Source organism: Acidisoma sp. C75 (assembly GCF_054665095.1).
Genome location: NZ_BAAFHD010000002.1, coordinates 220,776 through 243,221 on the forward strand (window position 1 = coordinate 220,776; position 22,446 = coordinate 243,221).

24 protein-coding genes are annotated in these 22,446 nt (G+C 68.4%); 5 read left to right on the forward strand and 19 right to left on the reverse strand.

From position 1 onward, the window contains the following. Positions 1 to 49: 49 nt before the first annotated feature. From sseA to hisI, 3 genes are read left to right on the forward strand one after another with little or no spacing between them, the layout of a single operon-like run. Positions 50 to 901 carry a 3-mercaptopyruvate sulfurtransferase gene (gene sseA / locus ACYQ7X_RS03310; protein ID WP_459695407.1) on the forward strand — a complete coding sequence of 284 codons (852 nt, stop codon included), beginning with the start codon at positions 50 to 52 and terminating at the stop codon, positions 899 to 901. Then, the gene (gene metC, locus ACYQ7X_RS03315; protein WP_459695408.1) at positions 894 to 2,111 is read left to right on the forward strand and encodes a cystathionine beta-lyase; all 1,218 of its coding nucleotides are present in this window, start codon (positions 894 to 896) and stop codon (positions 2,109 to 2,111) included. Before sseA ends, metC begins: the two co-directional genes overlap by 8 nt. Then, the gene (gene hisI, locus ACYQ7X_RS03320) at positions 2,092 to 2,529 is read left to right on the forward strand and encodes a phosphoribosyl-AMP cyclohydrolase (protein ID WP_459695409.1); all 438 of its coding nucleotides are present in this window, start codon (positions 2,092 to 2,094) and stop codon (positions 2,527 to 2,529) included. Before metC ends, hisI begins: the two co-directional genes overlap by 20 nt. Here hisI and ACYQ7X_RS03325 read toward each other — a convergent pair. From ACYQ7X_RS03325 to ACYQ7X_RS03380, 12 genes are read right to left on the reverse strand one after another with little or no spacing between them, the layout of a single operon-like run. Further along, positions 2,526 to 3,152, reverse strand: coding sequence for a hypothetical protein (locus tag ACYQ7X_RS03325; RefSeq protein WP_459695410.1), 627 nt, complete (start codon positions 3,150 to 3,152; stop codon positions 2,526 to 2,528). The genes hisI and ACYQ7X_RS03325 overlap by 4 nt on opposite strands. Further along, positions 3,149 to 3,847, reverse strand: coding sequence for an XdhC family protein (locus ACYQ7X_RS03330; RefSeq protein WP_459695411.1), 699 nt, complete (start codon positions 3,845 to 3,847; stop codon positions 3,149 to 3,151). Before ACYQ7X_RS03330 ends, ACYQ7X_RS03325 begins: the two co-directional genes overlap by 4 nt. Further along, positions 3,844 to 4,206, reverse strand: a complete 363-nt coding sequence (locus ACYQ7X_RS03335; protein ID WP_459695412.1) for an XdhC family protein — start codon at positions 4,204 to 4,206, stop codon at positions 3,844 to 3,846. The genes ACYQ7X_RS03330 and ACYQ7X_RS03335 overlap by 4 nt, the downstream gene beginning before the upstream one ends. Next, entirely contained in the window at positions 4,196 to 4,663 is a 468-nt protein-coding gene (locus ACYQ7X_RS03340; protein WP_459695413.1) for an iron-sulfur cluster assembly scaffold protein, read from the reverse strand. The genes ACYQ7X_RS03335 and ACYQ7X_RS03340 overlap by 11 nt, the downstream gene beginning before the upstream one ends. Beyond that, positions 4,656 to 5,465, reverse strand: coding sequence for an XdhC family protein (locus ACYQ7X_RS03345; RefSeq protein WP_459695414.1), 810 nt, complete (start codon positions 5,463 to 5,465; stop codon positions 4,656 to 4,658). The genes ACYQ7X_RS03340 and ACYQ7X_RS03345 overlap by 8 nt, the downstream gene beginning before the upstream one ends. After that, the gene (locus ACYQ7X_RS03350; RefSeq protein ID WP_459695415.1) at positions 5,462 to 6,094 is read right to left on the reverse strand and encodes a nucleotidyltransferase family protein; all 633 of its coding nucleotides are present in this window, start codon (positions 6,092 to 6,094) and stop codon (positions 5,462 to 5,464) included. Before ACYQ7X_RS03350 ends, ACYQ7X_RS03345 begins: the two co-directional genes overlap by 4 nt. Continuing rightward, entirely contained in the window at positions 6,091 to 7,269 is a 1,179-nt protein-coding gene (locus tag ACYQ7X_RS03355; protein ID WP_459695416.1) for a vWA domain-containing protein, read from the reverse strand. Before ACYQ7X_RS03355 ends, ACYQ7X_RS03350 begins: the two co-directional genes overlap by 4 nt. Before the next feature lie 5 nt (positions 7,270 to 7,274). Next, positions 7,275 to 8,153, reverse strand: coding sequence for an AAA family ATPase (locus ACYQ7X_RS03360; RefSeq protein ID WP_459695417.1), 879 nt, complete (start codon positions 8,151 to 8,153; stop codon positions 7,275 to 7,277). Between the two features lie 23 nt (positions 8,154 to 8,176). Further along, positions 8,177 to 8,827 carry an SRPBCC family protein gene (locus ACYQ7X_RS03365; protein WP_459695418.1) on the reverse strand — a complete coding sequence of 217 codons (651 nt, stop codon included), beginning with the start codon at positions 8,825 to 8,827 and terminating at the stop codon, positions 8,177 to 8,179. Further along, positions 8,824 to 11,232 (reverse strand): aerobic carbon-monoxide dehydrogenase large subunit, encoded by a 2,409-nt coding sequence (locus ACYQ7X_RS03370; RefSeq protein WP_459695419.1) that lies wholly within the window; start codon positions 11,230 to 11,232, stop codon positions 8,824 to 8,826. Before ACYQ7X_RS03370 ends, ACYQ7X_RS03365 begins: the two co-directional genes overlap by 4 nt. Further along, positions 11,232 to 11,753: a (2Fe-2S)-binding protein gene (locus tag ACYQ7X_RS03375; RefSeq protein WP_459695420.1), complete on the reverse strand. Its 522-nt coding sequence runs from the start codon at positions 11,751 to 11,753 to the stop codon at positions 11,232 to 11,234. The genes ACYQ7X_RS03370 and ACYQ7X_RS03375 overlap by 1 nt, the downstream gene beginning before the upstream one ends. A gap of 11 nt (positions 11,754 to 11,764) precedes the next feature. Then, a complete protein-coding gene (locus ACYQ7X_RS03380; RefSeq protein WP_459695421.1) occupies positions 11,765 to 12,631 on the reverse strand; it encodes an FAD binding domain-containing protein in 867 nt (288 codons plus the stop codon). Between the two features lie 339 nt (positions 12,632 to 12,970). On the opposite strand from ACYQ7X_RS03380, the gene ACYQ7X_RS03385 reads away from it, so the two are divergent. Continuing rightward, the gene (locus ACYQ7X_RS03385; RefSeq protein WP_459695422.1) at positions 12,971 to 13,810 is read left to right on the forward strand and encodes a LytTR family DNA-binding domain-containing protein; all 840 of its coding nucleotides are present in this window, start codon (positions 12,971 to 12,973) and stop codon (positions 13,808 to 13,810) included. 15 nt (positions 13,811 to 13,825) lie between these two features. Here the strand turns inward: ACYQ7X_RS03385 and phnX are convergent, their stop codons facing one another. From phnX to ACYQ7X_RS03420, 7 genes are all read right to left on the reverse strand, one after another. After that, entirely contained in the window at positions 13,826 to 14,644 is an 819-nt protein-coding gene (phnX, locus tag ACYQ7X_RS03390) for a phosphonoacetaldehyde hydrolase (RefSeq protein WP_459695423.1), read from the reverse strand. Further along, on the reverse strand, positions 14,641 to 15,459 hold the full coding sequence (locus tag ACYQ7X_RS03395) for an ABC transporter permease subunit (protein ID WP_459695424.1): 819 nt from the start codon (positions 15,457 to 15,459) through the stop codon (positions 14,641 to 14,643). The genes phnX and ACYQ7X_RS03395 overlap by 4 nt, the downstream gene beginning before the upstream one ends. Then, positions 15,428 to 16,288, reverse strand: coding sequence for a 2-aminoethylphosphonate ABC transporter permease subunit (locus ACYQ7X_RS03400; protein WP_459695425.1), 861 nt, complete (start codon positions 16,286 to 16,288; stop codon positions 15,428 to 15,430). Before ACYQ7X_RS03400 ends, ACYQ7X_RS03395 begins: the two co-directional genes overlap by 32 nt. After that, positions 16,281 to 17,456 carry an ABC transporter ATP-binding protein gene (locus ACYQ7X_RS03405; RefSeq protein ID WP_459695426.1) on the reverse strand — a complete coding sequence of 392 codons (1,176 nt, stop codon included), beginning with the start codon at positions 17,454 to 17,456 and terminating at the stop codon, positions 16,281 to 16,283. Before ACYQ7X_RS03405 ends, ACYQ7X_RS03400 begins: the two co-directional genes overlap by 8 nt. Next, positions 17,456 to 18,487, reverse strand: coding sequence for a 2-aminoethylphosphonate ABC transporter substrate-binding protein (locus ACYQ7X_RS03410; RefSeq protein WP_459695427.1), 1,032 nt, complete (start codon positions 18,485 to 18,487; stop codon positions 17,456 to 17,458). Before ACYQ7X_RS03410 ends, ACYQ7X_RS03405 begins: the two co-directional genes overlap by 1 nt. Before the next feature lie 365 nt (positions 18,488 to 18,852). Next, on the reverse strand, positions 18,853 to 20,205 hold the full coding sequence (pbfA, locus tag ACYQ7X_RS03415) for a (R)-1-hydroxy-2-aminoethylphosphonate ammonia-lyase (protein ID WP_459695428.1): 1,353 nt from the start codon (positions 20,203 to 20,205) through the stop codon (positions 18,853 to 18,855). Between the two features lie 8 nt (positions 20,206 to 20,213). After that, entirely contained in the window at positions 20,214 to 21,407 is a 1,194-nt protein-coding gene (locus ACYQ7X_RS03420) for a 2-aminoethylphosphonate--pyruvate transaminase (RefSeq protein ID WP_459695429.1), read from the reverse strand. 142 nt (positions 21,408 to 21,549) lie between these two features. Here ACYQ7X_RS03420 and ACYQ7X_RS03425 point away from each other — a divergent pair, with 142 nt between their 5' ends. Beyond that, a complete protein-coding gene (locus ACYQ7X_RS03425) occupies positions 21,550 to 22,425 on the forward strand; it encodes a LysR substrate-binding domain-containing protein (protein WP_459695430.1) in 876 nt (291 codons plus the stop codon). Positions 22,426 to 22,446: the final 21 nt, after the last annotated feature.

The window sequence follows — 22,446 nt, forward strand, 5'->3', positions numbered from 1 at the left end:
ACTCGACGGCGCGGCGGCAGGCCAAGCCGCCCTGGGGGAGGATGAGGGCATGACACCGCTGGTAACGACCGCCTGGCTCGCCGACCATCTCGCCGAGCCCGATCTCGTCATCTGCGACTGCACCTTCTTTTTGCCGAACGATCCGCGCAACGCCCTGGCGGGCTTCGCCGAGGCGCATCTGCCGGGCGCCGTCTTCTTCGATATCGAGGCGATCAAGGATCAGACGAGCGACCTGCCCCATATGCTGCCCGCGCCGGCGGATTTCGCCACGATGGTCGGCCGGCTCGGCATCGGGGATGGCAAGCGCGTCGTCTTCTACGATCAGCTCGGGCTGTTCTCCGCCGCGCGCGGCTGGTGGATGATGCGCGCCATGGGCCATGCGGCGGCGGCGGTGCTGGATGGCGGCTTGCCGAAATGGCGGGCCGAAGGCCGGGCGGTGGAGCCGGGCTTGCCCCTGGCGCCGCTCATCGCCGCGCGCTTCACGCCGCGCTTCCGGCCGGAGGCGGTGCGCGATCTCAGCGAGATGCGCCGGATCGTCGAGGATCGTTCGGCGCTGATCCTCGATGCACGCGCCGCCGCCCGCTTTGCCGGCGCCGCGCCCGAGCCGCGCCCCGGCATGCGGGGCGGCCATATGCCGGGCGCCCGCAACCTCCCCTTCTCCGACCTTCTCGCGGCGGACGGGACGATGCTGCCGCCGGACGCGCTGCGCGCCCGCTTCGCCGCGCAAGGCGCCGATGGCACCCGCCCGGTGGTAACGAGCTGCGGTACCGGCGTTACCGCCGCGGTGCTGGCGCTCGGCCTTGCCGTCGCGGGCTTGCCGGAGCCCGCGCTTTATGATGGCTCTTGGAGCGAATGGGGCGGCCGCCCCGATACCCCAGTGGAAACAGGACAGAATGGCTGACCAGCACGACGCCTCCTCGCCTTCCCGCGCGCGCTTCGCGACGCGGCTGACCCAGCTCGGCCGGCCGGGCCCGCGCGTGCATGGCTTCGTCAACCCAGCGGTGGTCCGCGGCTCGACCGTGCTGCACCCCGATCTCGCCCACCGCGCGAGCGAGGGCGGCAAGCGGCTGGAGCAAGCGCTCATCTACGGCACCCACGGCACGCCGACGCATTTCGCGCTGGAAAACGCCGTCGCCGATATCGAGGGCGGGACGCGCTGCCAGATCGTCTCCTCGGGCCTCGCCGCTATCACCACGCCGCTGCTCGCTTTCCTCAAGACCGGCCAGCATCTGCTGGTGCCCGACAGCGTCTATGGCCCGACGCGGCGCTTCTGCGACGGCATGCTGAAAGCGATGGGCATCAGCACCACCTATTATGATCCGATGATCACGGCGGAGGAGTTGGCACCGCTCTTCCAGCCCGAAACCCGCGTGCTCTTCCTCGAAAGCCCGGGCAGCCATACCTTCGAGGTGCAGGACGTGCCGGCGCTGGCGGCCGTCGCGCATCAGCGCGGCGCCGTCGTGATGATGGACAATACCTGGGGCATCCATTTCTTCCAGCCGTTCCGCCACGGTGTCGATGTTTCGATCCAGGCGCTGACGAAATATATCGGCGGCCATTCCGATATCATCCTCGGTGCCGTCACTGTCGCCGATCACGCGCATTGGCAGGTGGTGCGCGATGGCGCGATGGCGCTCGGCCAGTTCGCGAGCCCGGATGATTGCTGGCTGGCGCTGCGGGGCGTGCGGTCGCTTGGCGTGCGGCTGCGCCATCAGATGGAGCAGGGGCTGCATATGGCCCACTGGCTGGCGGCTCGGCCGGAGGTTCTGCGCGTGCTGCACCCGGCACTTCCCGACTCACCCGGCCACGCTATCTGGAAGCGGGATTTTACCGGGGCCTGCAGCCTCTTCGGCGTCGTCCTTCGCCCCGAATTCGGCCCCGATGCCGTCTCGGCGATGATCGATGGCATGACCCTCTTCGGCATCGGCGCCTCCTGGGGCGGGTATGAGAGCCTGGTTCTGCCGACCTCGGGCACCATCCAGCGCAGCGCCGGCACCGGCGCCTTCGGCGGCGAGATCATGCGCCTGCATATCGGGCTCGAGGATCTGGAGGATATCAAGGCCGATCTCGAGCGCGGCTTCGCCCGCCTGAATGAGGTGTCCGGTGTCTGAGGCGCGAGGCTCCGCCGCGGTTCTCGCCGCCATCGCCTTCGATGCCGCGGGGCTGGTGCCCGCCATCGCCCAGGCGGTGGGCACGGGCGAGGTGCTGATGATGGCCTGGATGAACCGCGCGGCGGTGGAGGAGACGCTCGCCACCGGCCGGGTCTGCTACTACAGCCGCAGCCGCCAGGCGCTTTGGCGCAAGGGCGAAACCTCGGGCCAGGTGCAGCATCTCCGCGAACTGAGGCTCGATTGCGATGGCGACAGCCTGCTGCTGATCGTGGAGCAGCAGGGGGTCGCCTGCCATACCGGCCGCCGCTCCTGCTACTACCGAGCGGCGCGGCCGGAGGGGCTCGTCACCATTGCCGCGCCCGAAATCGCCCCTGACCTGCTGTATGCGCAGCAGCGCCCGGGCGACGGCGCGTCTTAGTCCGCACGGCGCCGGAGCGCGCGCGTCATCCTGTCCGAGGCGTGGCTTGCGCTTCGGCCTGGCGGTGCGGCCAGTTGGCAGAGCCCGTCATCGCCGAGCCGGCCAAGGACGGCGCACAGCGCGAGCCAGGGCCAGCTCATCAGGCTGAAATGCGCCATGATCAGCATGAAGCCGATGCAGCAGCGCTCGCCGCTCGGTACGATGATCGTCAGCAGCAGGCCGATGAAAAGCGGCGCGGCGGCAAGTGCCGCTGCCGTCGCCGTATCGGGCGCACCCATCGCCGCCATGACGGCAGCCGCGTCGATCAGTGCGAAGAGGGTCAGGCCGATGACCCAGAGGCCGAGCCGCGCGAGGCCGAACCAGGCGGCGAGGCAGGCCGGGCGCGGAATGAGTACCCCGACGAGCGCCATCAGCACCGCCATCTGCAGCGCCATGCCGGGGTGCATTGCAGTGCCCATGGCGCCCGCCGGCCGCATCATGGGGGCAAGGCCTCCGAGGCCGAGGGCGCGGCTCAGCAGCCCGGCGCCGATCGCAGTGGAGGCCACCAGCCCCGCTTGCCCGAGCAGCGCCTGCCGGCTTTGCCCCGGCGCCACGGCGGGGCAGGTGATGCCGCGGCGCCTCATTTTCGGCTCGTCCAACTGAGGCTGCTGCCGCGCCGCACGGCGACGATCTCGGCCGCGATCGACAGCGCGATTTCCGCCGTGGTGATGGCTTCCAGCGGCAGGCCGACCGGGCCCCTGATGCGGGCGAGGGCGGGCGGGGCATGGCCGAGGGCTGCCAGCCGATCGAGCCGCGCGGCATGCGACCGGCGGGAGCCGAGCGCGCCGATATAGAAGGCGTCCGAGCGCAAGGCGCGGTCGAGCGCCGGATCGTCGAGCTTCGGATCATGCGTGAGGGCCAGGATCGCGCTTCGCGCATCGGGCTCGGCGCGATCCAGCGCCTCATCCGGCCAATCGGTCATGATCGGCACGGCGGGGAAGCGCTCGGCGGTGGCGAGGGCGGGGCGCGGGTCGACCAACACCGGCGTGAAGCCGAGCGGAGCGGCATGCGGCAGAAGCGCTTGCGCGAGATGCACCGCGCCGATGAGGAAGAGCCGCAGCGGCGGCGGATAGGCGTGGAGGAACCAGGCGTCGCCCTGATGCGGCAGGGTGGTGCTGCGATCCTCCGCGAGTGCCTGGCGCGCGGCCCGCGCGAGATCCGCGGGCAGTTCGTCGCGCGGCCAGAGCAGCTGCCCGCCGGTTGCGAGGTTCGTCGCCAGAACCACCGGCTGCCGGGCGGCGCGCGCCGCCAGCAGGGCCGTGCGGATCTCCGGCCTCACGCCAGTTCCTCGACGAAGATCTGGAGGCGACCGCCGCAGGCGAGCCCCACCTCCCAGGCGCGTTCGGTGGAGACGCCGAATTCCAGCAGCTGCCCCCGGCCATCGGCAAGGGTCGCCATCGCCGCCTCCATCACCGCGCTTTCGACGCAGCCGCCGCTGACCGAGCCGAGAATGCGGCCTGAGGCCGTGAGCGCCATCTGGCTGCCGACGGGGCGGGGCGAACTGCCCCAGGTGGCGATGACGGTGGCGAGCGCCACCCGCTCCCCAGCTTCGCGCCAGGCATGGGCCGTGGTGAGGACATCCTCGGGGTCAGGCATCATGGCGGGTGCCAGGATCGGTGCGGGCGTTTCAGCTGGCATCGGCGGCGGCTTCCGGTTTCAGCGCATGCACGAGACCCTGCCACGGCAGGAGGGCGCAGCGGATGCGCGAGCGCGCCGCGTGCAGCGGAGCAAAAATCTGCAGAGGGGCGAGCCGTGGCGGCCAGGCGCTCTCGCCCTCGCCCTCGCCCTCGCCGCCGGAGCGGAGCGCCGTTGCGAAGCCGGTGGCGCAAGCCTCCGCGTCCGCCCCTGTCATCCCCTGGGCCATCTCGGCCATGAGATCGGCCGATGCGATGCAGATGATGCAGGCGCGAAGCTCGCCGCCGATCGCCGCGATGCTGCCGGCCGCATCGCAGCGCAGGCGGAGCGTCAGCCGGTCCCCGCAGAGGGGGTTGATCTCCCGTACCTCCCGATCGAACTCTGCCAATGCGCGGAAGAAGCGTGGCTCGCGGCCGCGCGCCATGATGCTGTCGTGATACAGGGCGGCCAGGTCAGTCATCCGCGCCACCCTCCACGTCATCCTTCCGCTGGGGCGCCGGGCAGCGCCGCGCGCGTACCATTTCGGCAAGGATCGAAAGCGCGATCTCCTCCGGCGTGGCGGCGCCGATGGGCAGCCCCGCCGGCCCATGCAGCCGGGAAAGTGGCCCGGGCGGATGCCCCTCCGCCAGCAAGGCTGCCTTGAGGCTTTCGACCTTTTGCTGAGAGCCGACGAAGGCGGTGTAGGACGCGCCGAGCCCGAGTGCCGCCTTGAGGGCGGCAGCATCGCCGCGCCCCTGGGTGGCGACCACGGCGAAGCCCGCCGTCGCTTGGCCCTGCTGCGGCGTCTCGCTCCCCTCCGCCGTATCGCGGATGACGGTGAAGCCGCATTCGGGGGCGAGGCGGGCGAGCGTCTCTGCTACCGGCGAGGCGCCGAAGAGGCAGAGCCGCGGCGCCGGCAAGACGGGTTCGATGAAGATATCGACGCTTCCCCGGCTCGCGCAGCCATTGCGCGCGAAATGGATGCCGTCCCGCTCCTCCCCAGGGTGGACGGCGAGGGCGGCGAGCGCCTCCTCCGGCTGTATTGAGATGAGGCGCGGCTTGCCTTCGCTGAGCGCCGCGCGGGCCGCGCGGAGGGCCGCCCCCTGCACACAGCCGCCGCCGATCCAGCCGGCGCCGAGGGAGCCATCGGGGAGGATCACCGCTTTCGCCCCCGCCCGGGCCGCAGTCGCCGCCCGGCTGCGCACGACGGTCGCCAGCGCGAAGGGCTGTGCGTCGCGGGTAAGGCGTGTGATGAGGGCGGTGAGCGCGGCCGTGCTCATCATGCCAGGCCCTCCGCTGCGCGGCCGAGATGGGCGCGGAGCGCGGCGTAATCCTCTGGCGTATCGCAATCGCGAATGAAGGCGGGGTCCGCCATCTCTACCAACGCCACCTCCTCGGGATACATTTCGATCAGCTTGCGGCAGCCAAGCCTGAGGGCGCCGGTGGCGATTGCGGGAATATGCCGGGCGGCCACCATCACCGGATTGCCGCGAGTGCCTTGGTAGAGTGGCACCAGCATGGAGCGGTCGGCGGGCATCGCGCCATAGGCGGCGAGGAGGCGGGCGAGCGCCGCGGGGGTGAGCAGCGGCTGGTCACCGAGCATGATCATCACCGCCGCGCAGGGCGCAGCGAGCGCCCGCATGCCGGTGGCGACCGAGCCCGCCTGCCCCGCGGCGTAATCGGGGTTGTGGACGAGGCGAAGCGGCAGGCCGCCGAGCGCCGCGCCGATCTCGGCCGCGCGATGGCCGGTAACGACAACCACCTCGGCCGGGCCCAGGGCCAGCAGGGCGGAGACGACGCGGCGAAGCACCGGTTCGCCCCCGAAATCGAGCAGCAATTTGTGCGGGCCGCCCATGCGGGTGGAAAGCCCGGCGGCCAGGACGACGGCGGAGAAGGCAAAGGGCGCGGTCATAATACGTCAAGCACCTCGGTCAGCGCCGCTTCCATGGTGGCAAGGGACTGCGCGGCCGTGAAGAGATCGATGAAGGGCAGCGCCTCGCGCATGCCGCGGGCGAGCGGCTGGTAGCGCGGATCAGCTTTGGCGGGATTGAACCAGACGACGCGCCGGGCGCGCCGCGCGATCGCCGCCATCTCGGCGCCGAGCAGCCCCGCCCGGCCGGTATCGTAGCCATCGCTCGCGATGATCACCACTGTGCGGCCATGCAGCAGGCGACCGGCATGGAGGCGGTTGAAGGCGGCGAGGCTTTCGCCGATGCGGGTGCCGCCCGCCCAGCCGGCCGAGAGCAACTGCAACCGCTCCTGCGCGGCCCAAGGATCGGCCTCCTTCAGCGCCTCGGACACGTGGGTGAGATGGGTATGGAACAGGAACACGTGCACATCGCCGAGTTCGAGGGCGAGCGCGCGGGCGACCCGCAGATAGAAGAAGCTGGTGAGGGACATTGAGCGGCTGACATCGAGCAGGAGTATCAGCCGCGGCCGCCGGCGGCGCGGCGCGCGAAAGCGCAGCGCCTGCGGCGATGCCCCGCCCGAGCCCAGGCTGCGCCGCATCGTGCGCCGCAGATCGATCCGCGCGCCGCGCTGCGCGGCCCCTTCCCGCCGCAGTCGGAGCCGCTTGAGGCGGCGGGCGAAGCGGCGGATGGCGGCTTCGATCGCGTAGGTTTGTACCCGGTCGGTGAGCGAACGGAAATCGGCCTGCTCGGCGCTGGCGGCAGCACTTGCCCCGGCCTCGGCGGCATCGCCCGGCACGCCGCTGTCCTCCGCCCCCGGCTCATGATCCAGCACCGGGCCGGGCCGGCCACCGGGAGCGCCCGCCGCATCGCTCCGCTCGGCGAGGCCCGCGCCGCCCGCCCGCGTCTCGACCAGGGCCCGGCGGTTGGGCGGCAGCCAGTAGCTCTCGAACAGATCGTCGAAGCGGGACCAATCCTCCGCCCGGGTGCAGAGCAGGCTGCGCCAGCCCCAGCGGAGCGGCTGCTTTTCCATCACCCCAATGGCAGCGGCAAGGCGCAGCGCATCCGCCTGCTCCTGCATCCCGACAAGGAAGCCGTTGGCCCGCAGGGTACCGACGAAGCCCGTGATCCGCGCGGCGAGCGCGGCCCCGAGCGCGTGGTTCGGGGGGCGCTCCGTCATGGCGGCTAACCCGCGATCGCCAGCAGGCGCTCAAGCGCCGGCGGCTCAAGCGCCTGAACATCCTCCCGCGTCTTGAGCAGCGCGGCGAGGGTTTCGCGGATATCCTCAGGCGCTGCGGTATCGAGGCCGGCGATGCCGAGGCCGAGCAGGGCTGCCGCCCAATCCAGCGTCTCAGCGATGCCGGGCGGCTTCTTGAGGCCAAGCTGGCGCAGGGCCTGGACGAATTCCACGATCTGCCGCGCCAGCCGCTCCGGCAGGTCGGGCAGGCGGAGAGCGAGAATCGCGCTCTCCTTCGCGAAGCTTGGGCTTCCGAGATAGGCGTAGAGGCAGCGGCGGCGGAGCGCGTCGGAGAGTTCGCGCGTGCCGTTCGAGGTCAGCACGACGAGGGGGATGCTGGTCGCGGGGATCGTGCCCATCTCCGGGATGCTCACCTGATAGTCGGAGAGCACTTCCAGCAGGAAGGCTTCGAAAGCCTCATCCGCCCGGTCGATCTCGTCGATCAGCAGCACGGCGGGGCTCGGCTGCAGCAGTGCTTCGAGCAGCGGGCGGCGCAGCAGATACGGGGTGGAGAACAGCGCCTCCTCCGCGAGGCTGCCGGGGCCGGCAGTCTCCGCCAGGCGGATCGCGAGCAATTGGCGCTGATAGTTCCACTCGTAAAGGGCGTGGTGCTGGTCGAGCCCTTCGAAGCATTGCAGCCGGATCAGCCGCGTCTCGTGACTTTTGGCGAGTGCCTTGGCGATTTCGGTTTTACCGACGCCGGGATCACCCTCGACCAGCAGCGGGCGGCGCAGCTCGCCCATCAACATCAGCGTCGCCACGAGATCGCGCTCGGCGATATAGCCGGCAGCCTCCAGCCGATGCTGCATCGCGCCGATGGCGGCCATGCGGCCGCCGGCCCTCCTCTCCGTCATGTCGCCTTTGAGCGGCGAAAGAGGTTCGCCAGGAAATCCTTGATGATCGCCCAGAGCAGCGTCAGCGCATTCAGCTTCGTCTCCGCCGCCGGTGCGGGCATCGGCGCGGGCATGGTAGCCGATGCCGTGGTGGATGCGGCCATAGCGGGGGGTGCGCTCACCTCGGCGGCTGTTGCCGGCTGGGCCGCGCGCAGCGCCTCCGCCCGGGCGGCGAGATTGGTGAAGAACTTCTGCAACAACACTTCCGAGACGCTGTTCATGAGCCGCGCCCCGAAGGTCGCCACCTTGCCGGTCACAGTCACATCCGAGACGCCGCTCAACCGCGCGCCGCCTCCGGGCAGGGCTATGATGGAGGCGTGGAGATCGAGGGAGGCGCCCGAGGTGCCGCCCTGATCGGAGCCCTTGCCGATGATATGCAGCGTGCCGGCCGCTTCGTCGCGGCCGGCGATTTCGATCTCGCCTTTGAAGCTCACCGTCGCCGGGCCGAGCTTCACGGAGACCGTGCCCTTGTAATGCGTCTCGTCCAGCTGCTCGGTGATTTTTGCACCCGGCAGGCAGGCGGCCACGCCTTCGATATCCTGCAACATATCCCAGGCGAGCGCCGGGGAGAGCGGCAGGTCGAGGCTTTTCTCGATCGTGATCTTCATCCGGCAACCCCAAGCGCGTTCAATTGCTTCCAGGTGCGATAGGCGTTGTGCGGCATGCCGGTATGCGTCACGCCAAGATGCGCGAAGGCATCCACCACCGCATTGCTGAAGCAAGGGATGGAGCCGACATGCGGCGATTCCGCGACACCCTTGGCGCCGATCGGATGATGCGGCGAGGGGGTGACGGTATAATCCGTCTCCCAATGCGGGGTTTCGACCGCGGTCGGCACGAAGTAATCCATCAAGGTGCCGCCGAGCACGTTGCCTTGTTCGTCGTAAGGCAATTCCTGCCCGAAGGCGACGGCGAAGCCCTCCGTCAGCCCGCCATGGATCTGCCCCTCGATGATCATCGGATTGATGCGGGTGCCGCAATCATCCAGCGCGTAGAAGCGCCGTACCTTGATCTCGCCGGTCGCCTTGGTGATATCGACGACGGCGAGATAAGCGCCGAAGGGGAAGGTGAAATTTGGCGGATCGTAGTAATCCACAGCCTCCAATCCCATTTCCATGCCTTCGGGCACGTTGTTGTAGGCCGCCCAGGCGATTTCCTTCATGCCCTTTGCGCGCGAGGGATCGCCCTTGACGCGAAACTGATCGAGGTCGAATTCGAGATCGTCTGGCGACACTTCGAGCAGATGTGCCGCGATCTTGCGTGCCTTCTCGCGGATCTTGTGTGAGGCGCGGGCGACGGCTGCCCCCGCCACCGGGGTCGAGCGTGAACCATAGGTGCCGAGGCCGTAGGGCGCGGTTGAGGTATCTCCTTCCTCGACATGAATGACGGAAGCCGGGATTCCCGCCTCGGTCGCGATGATCTGGGCATAGGTCGTCTGATGTCCCTGGCCCTGGGTGATCGTGCCCATCCGCGCAATTGCCGAACCATCGGGATGGACGCGGATTTCGCAGCTATCGAACATGCCGATGCCGAGGATGTCGCAATTCTTGGACGGCCCGGCGCCGACGATTTCAGTAAAGGTGGTGATACCGATGCCCATCAGCACCGGGCAGTTCGGATCGGCCCGCTTGGCGGCTTGCTCCGCCCGCAGCGCGTCGTAATCCACCGCCTTCATGACGCGCCGCAAGGCCGGTGCGTAATCGCCGGAATCGTATTCGAGGCCGAGCGGCGTGTGATAGGGGAACTGCTCCTTGGCGATGAAGTTGCGCAGGCGGATTTCGGCCTTGTCGATCCCGAGCTTCTGGGCCAGCACGTCGATCATGCGTTCGACGAGATAGACCGCCTCGGTCACCCGGAAGGAGCAGCGATAGGCGACGCCACCGGGAAACTTGTTGGTGTACACGCCATCGACCGAGACATGCGCGGTCGGGATATCATAGGAGCCGGTGCAGACATGGAACATGCCGGCCGGCCATTTGGTGGGATCGGCGCAGGCATCGAAGGCGCCGTGATCGGCCGTGACATTGACGCGCAATCCCTTGATGCGCCCATCGGCGTCGGCCGCGAGTTCGCCCGTCATCCAGTAATCGCGCGCGAAAGCGGTCGTCGTCAGGTTCTCGTTGCGGCTCTCGATCCACTTCACCGGCCGCCCCAGCACGATGGAGGCAACGATCGCCGTGACATAGCCCGGATAGACGCCGACCTTGTTGCCGAAGCCGCCGCCGATATCGGGCGAGATGATGCGAATCTTGGATTCCGGAATGGAGGAAAGCAGGCCCACCACCGTGCGCACGACATGCGGCGCCTGGGAGGTGATCCAGACCGTGAGATCGCCCTTGACCGGATCGTAGCTCGCGACCGACCCGCAGGTCTCCAGCGGACAGGGATGCACGCGGGGATAGAGCATATCCTGCTTCACCGTCACCGCCGCATTGGCGAAGGCCCGATCCGTCCGGTCCCGATCGCCGATCTGCCAGTTGAAGATGTGGTTGTGGTGCCGCCGCGGCCCGTGCGCGCCGACATCCTTGCCTGCCAGATCCTCACGGATGACGGGTGCGTCCGGCTCCAGCGCGCGGAAAGGATCGACGACCGCCGGCAGTTCCTCGTAATCGACATCCACAAGCTCCGCCGCATCCGCCGCGATGTAGCGATCCTCGGCGACGACGAAGGCAACTTCCTGGTTCTGGAAGCAGACCTTGCCATCGGCGAGCACCGCTTGCACGTCACCCGCGAGCGTCGGCATCCAATGAAGCTTGAGGGGTTTCAGGTCTTCCGCCGTCAGCACCGCATGCACGCCCGGCATCGCCTTGGCGCGGGCGGTGTCGATCGCGCGGATGCGCGCATGCGCATAGGGGCTGCGCACCATCACGCCGAACAGCATCCCAGGCAGGTGGATATCATCGACATAGGTGCCGCGCCCCTGGATGAAGCGCGGGTCTTCGCGCCGCTTGCGCGCGCAACCGATGCCTTCGAGCTTTTCGAGACGGCCGAGATCAGGCGAGATTTCGTTCATCAGCCGGTCACCTCTGCCATCAGGGGATGCGAGGTTTCCACCGCCTCGCCGCGTAGCTTGGCCGCCGCATATTGGATGGCCTTGACGATGTTCTGGTATCCCGTGCAGCGGCAGAGATTGCCGGACATCCAGTAGCGGATCTCCTCCTCCGTCGGGCTCGGGTTATCCTGCAGCAACCGATAGGCGCGTGTGATCATCCCCGGGGTGCAGAAGCCGCATTGCAGCCCGTGCTCCTGCATGAAGGCCTCCTGCAGCGCATGCAACTGGCCGCCCTTGGCAAAGCCCTCGATCGTCAGGATCTCGCGCCCTTCGCACTGCACGGTGAGCACGGTGCATGCTTTGACGGAGATGCCGTCCATATCGACCGTGCAGGCACCGCAATGGCTCGTCTCGCAGCCGATATGGGGGCCGCGCGTTTCGAGCCGTTCGCGCAAGGTGTGGATGAGAAGCTCCCGCGGCTCGACAAGCATATCGACCGGCTTTTCATTCAGCCTGAAGCTGACGACGGTTTTTTTGGTCATGCGCGGGTTCCTCAGCCGGTGCAGCGAGAAAGGGCGGTGCGGAGTGCGCGTGCGACCATCTGGCCCGCCATGGCGCGCTTGTATTCCTCATCGCCGCGGAGGTCGGCGGAAGGCTCGCAAGCCTCTTGGGCCAGCCGCGCGGCATCGGCGATCGCCGCCTCGTCCAGCGCGCGGCCCAGCAGAGCGGCCTCCGCCGCCGCGGCCCGCATGGCGCAGGGCGCGACATTGGTGAGCCCGATCGCGACATGAGCCACGCGCCCCGCCTCCATCCGCAGCACGACAGCGGCGGCCGCGGTCGCGTAGTCACCGGTCTTGCGTTTCAGCTTGGCGTAGCATGTGCCGCTGCCGGTGGCTGGCGGGGTGATACGGATCTCCGTCATGATCTCGTCGGGTTCCAGCGCCGTCATGTAGGTGCCGAGGAAGAAATCCGCCGCCGCGACGCGCCGCGTGCCACCCGGCCCCGCCAGGGTGAAGGCGGCATCGAGTGCCAGCATCACCGCCGGATGGTCGTTCCCCGGATCGCCATGAGCGATATCGCCGCCGATCGTGCCCTTCGACCGCACCTGCGGATCGGCGATCTGCCGCGCGGTTTCCACCAGCAGCGGCAGGTGTTCGGCGAGCAGCGGCGAGGCGAGGATCTCCCGCTCCGTCGTCATCGCGCCGATGCGGATCTCCGCGCCATCGCGGGCGATGCCTTGCAGTTCGGCGATGCGCCCGAGGTCGATCAGATGCTCGGGCGCGGCGAAGCGCAGCTTCATCATCGGCAGCAGGCTGTGGCCGCCAGCGAGCAGCTTCGCCTGGTCGCCATGATCCTGCAGCAAGGCGATGGCGGCGGCGACCGATTCCGGCGCGTGATAGGCGAAGGGACGCGGGATCATAGCTCCTCCCTGATCGGCAGACTGTCTTCTGACAGCGGTTGGGCCATGCGGAAGCATCCGCCGGGCCTGCGGGGCCAAGCTCCCGGAAGCGGATCGCAGCCGGCAACGGGAATTGCACGAAACATCGTTTTGATAGCGTGAGGGAGGGGCCTGGCGCCGCGAGCGGGCGCCGGAGCGCGCAAGCGGCACGGAGCCTGCGCATGCGGCCGCCGCGCTTGCTCCGCCGCGCGAAGCTCCATAGGCTTGCACGCAAGGCCGGCAAAAAACGGCCGCGGGGCAAAAGCGCAAGCCTTATCGAGCGTTATTCCCGAGAGACGTGAACCACGGAAGGCCGGCGGCGTGAAGACCTCAACCCGAGACGACCGATCCGCTCAGCGGGCTGCCGGCGCTGCCGCCGCGCCGCGCCCACGTTCGCCACGCGAATCCTTCCAGCACAAGCTCGAACAGTTCAATCCCGGGATCGTCTGGCTGGATGCGGAGCGGCGCGTGACGGCGCTGAACGATGTGGCGATCCAGGTTCTGCAGCCGGCCGCTCAGCCATCGCTCGGCGTGGCGCTCGAGGCGATGTTCGGCGTGGACGTATTGGCGCTGCATCCGCCGAAAAGCCGAGAGAAGATCGCCTTTCTCCTTGGGCAGGGCGAGGGCGGCCCGCATGGCAAATCGCCGCCGCCGCAGGCGATGATGATCAACATCCCCGATCGGATGCTCATGATCAAGGTATCGCCGATGATGGCCGCCGACGGCCGCGCCGGCTTCTGCATGATCTTCTACGACCTGACGGATTTGACGACCGCGCCGGCGGTGGCCGAAGGCGAGCCGGAGACGGCGGCGGCGCCGATGCGGCTCATCTCCCGCATTCCGGTTTATCGCCATAACCGGATCGTGCTCGTGGATGTCAAGGATATCGGCCGGTTGGAGGGGGAGGGGCATTACACCACCATCGTCGCCCTGCAGGATCGCTACCTCTCCAACCTCTCGCTTTCGGTGCTCGAAAGCCGGCTCGATCCCGCGCGCTTCCTGCGCGTCCATCGCAGCCATATCGTCAATCTCGACTACGTGACCGAGATCCTGCGCCAGGACGAAGGCTTCCTGATCGCCTTGCCCGAACCGCTGGGCCCGCCGGTGCCGGTCAGCAAGCAGAAGCTCCCGGCGCTCAAGGAACGTTTCGGCCTCGCTTGACGGTGGCGGTGGCGATCAGGGCCGCTCGCCGCGGGCGAGCCGGCCTTCGATCTCGAACAGCACCGGCATGAGATCCGCCACGCCATCGATCACGTAATGGGCGCCGGCGGCGTGCAGCCGGCTTGCCGCCGCGGCCCGGCGTTCGGCGAAATCGGCCGGGGCCAGGGCGGCCGCTTCCTCCGCCGAGAGGCCGAAGGCATTGCCCGTTACCGCGACGCCGATGGACCAGGCGCCCGCATGGATGCCCTCCGCGACGCCGACCTCGGTATCGTCGATCTTCACCGCCCGGCCGGCCGGGTAGCAGCCGAGTTCGGCCAGCACCCGCCACATCAGGAAGGGGCTCGGCCGGCCTTCGGGGGCATCGCCGGTGCAGGCGATGGCGTCCGCCGTGAAGCCTTGGGCGGCGGCGCGGGGCAGGATCTGGGCCATGATCTCCCGCGTATAGCCGGTGGTGCTGCCGATCTTCGCCCCCTGCGCGCGGATGGCGGCAGCGGCCTCGGCCGCGCCGGGGATGAGATCCGCGTAATCGGCGGCCACGGCGATGTTCTTCGGCACGAAGACCTCGTACACCGCGTCGATCTCCGCCTCGCCCGGCCTTTGGCCGTGGCGCGCCGCCCAGGCGGCGGCGATCCGCGGCATGGCGAGCAGCGCCGCGACATGCGGGCGCTTGGCCATGCCCATCGGGATGCGCGCCTCGGCGATGGTGATGGCGACATTGAAGGCGGCGAAGGCTTCGACGAAGGCGCCCATCGGCGCGCGCGATCCGAAATCGACCACCGTGCCGGCCCAGTCGAACACCACGGCGCGGAGATGGGTGAAGGGCATGGCGGTCATCCGTTTCCTGAAAGGGCCCGCGCGGTGAGGCGGGACAGTGCGGTCAGCATCAGAAGGGTTGCGAAGCCGAGCAGCGCCGTCAGCGTTGCCGCATCGAAAATCGCACCGCGATCGGAGAGGGCGAAGATCTGCACCGGCAGCGTGACCCAGCCTGGCGGGTAGATCATGATGGTGGCGCCAAGCTCCCCCATCGAGAGGGCGAAGCTCAGCGAAAAGGCCGAAATCAGATAGGGGCCGAGCAGCGGCAGTGTGACCCGGCGCAAGCGGTAGAAGGGGCGCGCGCCGAGGCTTTCGGCGATCGCCTCGCATTCCGCCGGAATGCGCGCGAGGCCGGCACGGAGATTGCCATAGGTGAAGGCGCTGACGAGGACGAAATGGGCGGCGAGCACGATGCCGGGCGTGCCGTTGAGGAGCAGCGGCTTCTGGCTGAAGGCGACGAGCAGGCCGAGACCGACGGAGACCGAGGGAACCGCGCTCGGCACGAAAAACACTGCATCCAGCCAGCGGGCGCCGCGGCGCGGCAGCCGGCGCAGGGCGAGCGCCGCCCAGGCGCCGCTGACGAGGGCGGCGAGGCTGGCGATGAGGCCGGTCAACAGGCTGGTGACGAGGGCGTTGAGCGAATCGCCATGCAGGGCGGCGCCGTAATGGCTGAGGGTGAAGGCGGCGGGCAGCACGCCGTTCCAGCTCCGCGCCAGGCTCGCGAGCAGGATGACACCGATCGGCAGACCATAGACGACGAGGAAGAGGGGCACCATCACCGCCCAGATGGCGAGGCGGGCGCTTCTAGACCAGACGAGCATGGCTGCCTGCGACATGGCCGAGGATGAAGCGGTAGAGCGCATAGAGGCTGAGGGAGAGCAGCACGTTGACGACGGCGATGGTGCAGGCGCCGCTATAGTCGAACTGCTGGATCGCCTTCTCGTACACGAGCATGGGGAGGGTGATCACGTCCTTGGCGCCGATGAAGAGGACGATGCCGAATTCGTTGACCGTGAGCAGCAGGCAGAGGCTGCCGCCGGCCAGGAGGGCGGGCAGCGCAGCCGGCAGGATGATCTGCCGCACGATGCGCCAGGGCCTGGCGCCGAGGCTGCTCGCGATTTCGAGCTGGGCGGCTTCGAGCGTGGCGAAGGCCGCCAGCAGCGGGCGCATGACGAAAGGCGTATAGACGGTGATTTCCGCCAGGATGACCCCCCATTGCGAATAGAGGAAATCGGCGGGCGGCAGCGGCAGGGCCAAGGCGTGCATCAGCGCCTCGTTCAGCAAGCCGGCCGAGCCGTAGAGGAAGGTGAAGGCGAGGGTGACGAGAAAGGTCGGCAGCGCGATGATGGTGTCGATCACCCGGGCGGCGAGGCGCGCGCCGGGGAAGGGCAGGAAGGCGATCGTCAGCGCCAGGACGAAGCCGAGGATAAGGCAGCCGGCGGTGGCGGTGAGGGCGATGGCGAGGGTGTGCTCCAGCCCGTGAGCGAACTGGCGGGAGGCGAGAACGGCGAGGAAGCCGCCGGCGCCCTGGCCGAGCGCCGAGCCCGCGATGAGCGCCAGGGGATAGAAGAAGAACAGCAGGAGCAGGAGAAGCGGCGCCGCGACCCACAGGACGGGGCCGAGTCTTGCGCCGCGCCCGGCGGCTGAGAGCGCCAAATCAGACACTGTCCGGCTCCTCCGGCACGAGCGTGACCTCGGCAGGATCGAAGAAGAGATCGAGCGGCGCGCCATAGGCGGGATGCGCGGGCATCGGCGGGCAGGTGAGGCGCAGCACCTGACCCTCGGCCTCCAGCGTGATGTGCAGCGCATCCCCCTGCCATTGAGTAGCCGAAACCTTCGTCGAAAGCCGGTTCGTGAGGCCAGGGCCGGGGCTGAGGCGGAGATGATGCGGGCGGATGCAAAGCAGCGCCTCCCCCGGCGGCAGGCCGCGCGGATTGGCCGCTCGCAGCGGCGCGGCGCCGAAGAGCAGGCTGCCCTGGCCGAGATGGCGCACCGGCAGAAGATTGGCGCGGCCGAGGAATTCCGCCGCGAAGCGCGAGGGCGGCGCCTGGAACAGCGCCTGCGTCTGGCCGAAGGCTTGCAGCCGGCCATCCCGCATGATGCCGATATGATCGGCGAGCGTCAGCGCCTCGCCCTGATCATGCGTGACATAGAGCACCGTCAGATCAGGAAGATCGCGATGCAGGCGGGCGATTTCCTCGACCATGCTGCGCCGGATCTGGGTATCGAGGGCGGAAAGCGGCTCGTCGAGCAGGAGCACCTGCGGCCGCACCGCGAGGGCGCGGGCGATGGCAACGCGCTGCTGCTGGCCGCCCGAAAGCTCGCGCGGCAGGCGTTTGGCATAGCGCGCCATGCCGACCATCTCGAGACATTCGGCGACGCGGGCAGCGATCAGCCGCCGCTCGGCCCCCTGGGCACGCAAGCCGAAGGCGACATTCTCCTCGACCCGCATATGGGGAAAGAGCGCGTAGTTCTGCACCACCATGCCGATGCGGCGCTCATAGGGGGGCAGATCCGTCACGTCCCGCTCGCCGATGAAGATCCGGCCGCGCGAGGGGCGGACGAAGCCCGCCACCGCCCGCAAGGCGGTGGTCTTGCCCGAGCCCGAGGGGCCGATGAGAGCGACGATCTCGCCCGGCTCGGCGGTGAGGCTGAGATCGGCGAGCACGGTGAGGCCGCCATAGGTGACGCTGACATCCGCGAAGCGGATACCGCTCGCGCCCGCCGCCGCCGCCGTAGCCGCCACCACCGGGGCCGCGACCGACGGCGCGGCAGTGGAAGCGGATGCGGCAGCGGCGTGCAATCCGCGCCCCCCGATGGCGGCCTCGCTCATCAATTCGCCGTCGCGTTGTTGTAGGCGGCGATGTCGCTCTTCAGCTCGCTGAGGATCGCCGTCCAATCCGGCTGCCAGATCGTCACGCCTTGCAGCATCGCCTGCAGCTTCTGGTAGTTGGCGTCCGTCGGCGTGACGTCCGAGCGCACCGGCACGCCCTGCGCGATGGTGCTGACATCGGCCTGGGCTTGCTTGCTGAGCAGGAAATCGATCAGCTTGCGGCCGTTTTCGGCATGCGGCGCATGGGCGACGAGCGCGATATCATAGGGCAGCGCGAAGGCGCTCTTCTTGCCGTCGGGGCCGGCGAGGAAGAACACCTTCACGTTCGGATTATCGGCCATCTGGGCGAGGTTCATCTGCAGATCGCCGTTGGCGACATAGAGTTCGCCCTTGTTGACAAGCGCGGTGAGCTTGCCGGTGGAAGCCGAGGGGCCGCGATTATTGGCTTGCAGCTTCTTGAGGAAATCGAGCCCCGCCGCTTTGCTGCCGAAAGCATGGAAGACCTGCAGCATGAAGGCCGTGCCGTCACCCGCCTGGCCGGGGGTGGAATATTGCAGCTTGTTCTTGAATTCGGGCTTGAGCAGATCGGCATAGGTGGCAGGCGGCTGCTTGAGCACCGCGGCGTCGTAGATGAAATTCGGATAGTTGTTGATCATGGCGTAGTATTCGCCCTTGGGGTCCTTGTTCGCCGCCGGCATCGCCGCGGCCGCGGCCGGGGTATAGGGGGCGAGCAGACCATCTGCCGCCGCCTTCTGGATGAAGGGCGGCAGGGTGACGAGAACATCGGCCTGGGTATTGGACTTTTCGCGCTCGATCCGATCGACCACGCCGCCCGAACCGCCTTCGACATACTGGACCTGAATGCCGGTCGCCTTGGTGAAGGCGGCGAATTCCTTGCCGTACCAGCTGGGGTTGCCATCGTGCAGGCCGTCCGCACTGTAGATGGTGACGACCCCGGAAGCGGCCTCGGCCGAGGCACCGGCCAGAGTTGCCAGGAGAAGACCCGCAGCCAGAGAGAATCCTGCGCGCATGACGATGCCCCTTTTTCAGGAGGGAGCGGCCTGCGGCTGATCCACCGGCCATGTCCCCAAGATTGCCGGCGATGGCTTGCCGCTTGAGACGCATACCTGCCGCGAAAGGAACTTTAAGTAAAATCTATTTAATTTATGAAATCCAAAAATAAACTGATGGACTTATTTCAATCATATTGGGCAGTTGGACAAATTGCAACAGTATTGTCATAAAACGAGACTATGGACCGTGCTTCTCTGCTGGCAATTGGTCGCATCCTGCGCCCTGCGCGGCCGCCGCTTCTCCCAGTGAGAGACTGACCCTGTGGCGCGGAACAGCCCGGCAGAACAGCCGATATGATCGGCCGCCGGCCGCCTCGTTTCCGTCAATCGCTTTCGGCGCGAATGGCCTGGGTGATGATATCGAGCGCATGATCGAGATCGCCGCGGGCGATGACGAGCGGCGGCGAAAGGGTCAGCACATTGCCCTGGCTGATCTTGAAGCTCAGCCCCGCTTCCAGGCAGCGATAATAGATGCGCTCGGCCCGCGCATTGTCCGGCGTCATGCTCTCCCGGTCGGTCACGATCTCGACGCCGAAGAGCAGGCCACGTCCGCGCACCTCGCCGATATGCGGCGCCCGCGCCATGAGATCGCCCATCCGGCCGAGGGCATGGGCGCCAAGCTCCGCCGCGCGCCCGACGAGCCCTTCTTCGCGGATGATCGCGAGCGTCGTCAGCGCCGCCCGCGCGGTGATGGGGTTCTTCTCGTGCGTATAATGGCCGATGGCGTAGTCGCCCGCGACATCGAGCGCCCGCCGCGCGATGCAGGCGGCGATCGGCAGCATGCCGCCGCCAAGCGCCTTGCCGATGACGAGGATATCAGGCGTCACACCGTCATGCTCGGAAGCGAAGAGCCGCCCGGTCTTGCCGAGCCCGGTCGGGATCTCGTCGAAGATCAGCAGCGTGCCGTGGCGATCGCAGGCCTCGCGCACGGCGCGCCAGAAGCCGGGCGCGGGCGGGTTGGGCGTCGCTCGCATCGGCTCCGCCACAAGGGCGGCGAAATCACCCTCGCGCGCCAGCACATAGGCGATCATCGCGGCGCAGGCGCGCGCGGAAGAGGCGAGCGAGGCGGTGCCATAGGGGCAGTGGTGGCTTGCCCAGGGCGCGACATGCTCGGCCCCAGCCAGCAGCGGCCCGGCGATGCCGGAGCGGAAGGTCGCCTCCCCGCCCACGCTCGCGGCGCCGAAGCCCGCGCCGTGGAAGGAATCCCAGAAGGAGAGCGTCTTGAAGCGGCCGGTGGCGGCGCGGGCGAGCTTGAGCGCGACCTCCATCGCGTCCGACCCGCCGGTGGTGAAGAGCACCTTGCCGAGATCGCCGGGCGCCAGGGTGCCGAGCGTCTCGGCCAGTTCCACGGCGGTTTCGCAGGTGAAGCGGCGGGGCGCGAAGCTCAGCCGCTCCATCTGGTCGATGATCGCGGCCTTCAGCCGGGGGTGGCCATAGCCGATGTGATGGACACTGTTGCCATGGAAATCCATGTAGCGGCGGCCGGCGGTATCCTCGATCCAGATGCCGTCCGCGCGCGCGATGGCGCTGAGGCAAGGGCTGGAGAGGCTTTGATGCAGGAAGGCATCCGCATCGCGCCGCAAAAGATCCTGCGTCGCCGGATCGGCGAGGCCGGCAGACCAGCGCGCCCGCGCATCCGAGCGGTTGGATTCGCCCTCGGTATGGATGATCGGCATGCGCGACCTCAAGCCGCGAGGCGGGCGCGGGCGGCGATGGCGGCGGCCGGCGGCGCCGCGCTCGCCACCCCCATGGCGGCGAGCGACTCCACCGCCGCGACCACGACGCGGCGCATCACCGGCGGGTCCATCTGGCCGATGCAGCCGATGCGGAAACTCTCCACCGCCGTGAGCTTGCCTGGGTAGATGATGAAACCGCGCTCCTTCATCAGCGTGTAGAAGCGGGCGAAATCGAAGGCCGGGTCGCCTGGGCAGAAGAAGGTGACGATAATCGGAGAGAGCCATTCATCCGGCAGCAGCGTTTCGAACCCGGCCGCCCGCATGCCGGAGACGAGGGCCGCGCGGTTGGCCGCATAGCGCGCGCCCCGCCCGGCGATGCCGCCTTCCGCCGCATGTAGGCGCAGCGCCTCGACGAAGGCGGCGACGACATGGGTGGGCGGGGTGAAGCGCCACTGCCCGGTCTTTTCCAGCGTCGCCCATTGCGCATGCAGATCAAGGCTGAGGGAGTGGCTGCGCCCCTTGGCGGCTTCCAACTCGGCCTTGCGGGCGATGACGAAGCCGAAGCCCGGCACGCCTTCGATACATTTATTGGCCGAGGAGACCAGCGCCTCGTAGCGGAAATCCGTCTCCACCGCGCCGAAGGCGCTCATCGAATCGACCAGGAGCTTGCGCCCGGCGGCATAGACGGCCGCGGCAATCTCGCTCACCGGGTTGAGGATGCCGGAACTCGTCTCGCAATGGACGACGACGACATGGCTCAGCGTCGGGTCCGCGGCGAGGGCCGCCGCCACCTCCGCCCCGCGCGGCGGCAGGTAGTCCCCCTTGTCGATCACCCGATGCGCGCGGCCGAGATAGGTCAGAATTTCCGCCGCGCGCTTGCCATAGGCGCCATTGGCGAGCACCAGCACATGGCCATCCCGCGGCACGAAGGAGGCGAGCATCGCCTCCACGCAGGCGGTGCCGCTGCCCTGCATGGGCACGCAATCGAAGGCCGGCGCCGCATCGCCGAGGAGCGACAGCAGGGCCTGCCGCAGCCCGGCGGTGAGCGCCCGGAAATCGCCATCCCAGGATCCCCAGTCGCGCAGCATCGCCTGCTTGACCGAGCGCGCGGTGGTGAGCGGCCCGGGGGTGAGCAGATAGGGCTCGCCCTCCGCCGGCGCCGCCAGGGGCTCCGCCGTCCAGTCCTCGGCCAGGGCCGTCATGCTCATCTCCGTCTGCCGCATTGGCGATCAGCATCGGGCAAATCAAACCATCTGAAAAATCGCTATTTTGTATTGAAGCATAAATCAGCCTGATGCAGTTCTCTTTGCCGACCACCCCTCGCTGCCAGCCCGGGAGGCACCCTTGCGCTACGTCCAGCTCCGCGCCTTCCACTACGTCGCCATCCATGGCGGCTTCTCGCGGGCGGCGAGCGAATTGCTGCTGACCCAGCCGGCGATTTCGGACCAGGTGCGCAAGCTCGAAGAGGAGTACGACATCTTGCTCTTCAGCCGGCAGCGCAAGCAGGTGGTGCTGACGGCAGCGGGCGAGCAGCTTCTCGCCATCACCCGCCGTATGTTCGAGACGGAGACGCAGGCATTGGAACTGCTCTCCGAATCCCGCGCGCTCCGCCTCGGCCGGCTTTCCATCATGGCCGATGCGGTGCACCACGTGCTGCCCGTACTCACGGCCTTTCGCGCCCGCTACCCGGGCGTGCAGGTGGTGCTGCGCAGCGGCAATACCGAAACGATCAGCCAGGCGCTGGCGAGCTACGAGGCCGATATCGGCGTGATCGGCGATACGCCGCCGATGCGCGATACCGAGACCGTGCGCCTCAATACGAGCCCGATCCTCGCCTGCGTCGCGGCCGGGCATCCGCTGGCCGGCGCCGGCCCGGTGGGTTTGGCCGAACTCGCCCGCTATCCGCTGGTGGGCCGCGAGCAGGGCTCCAAGACGCGCAAGAAGGTGGAGGAAGCCGCGGCTGCCCAGGGCATCGCGCTCAGCTTCGCGATCGAGGCAGAGGGGCGCGAAGCGATGCGCGAGATCGTTGCCATCGGCCTCGGCATCGGATTCGTTTCCGAAGCGGAATTCGGCCACGATCCGCGGCTGGCCCGCCTCGCCATTGCCGGGCCGCCGATGGCGATGGACGAGGTGATGCTCTGCCTCAAGGAACGCGCGGAGGCGAAGACGATCCGCGCATTCTTCGAGACGGCGCGCGCCCTTCAGCTCGGGGGTGGCTGACGCGCCGCCTGAGCGGGCGCC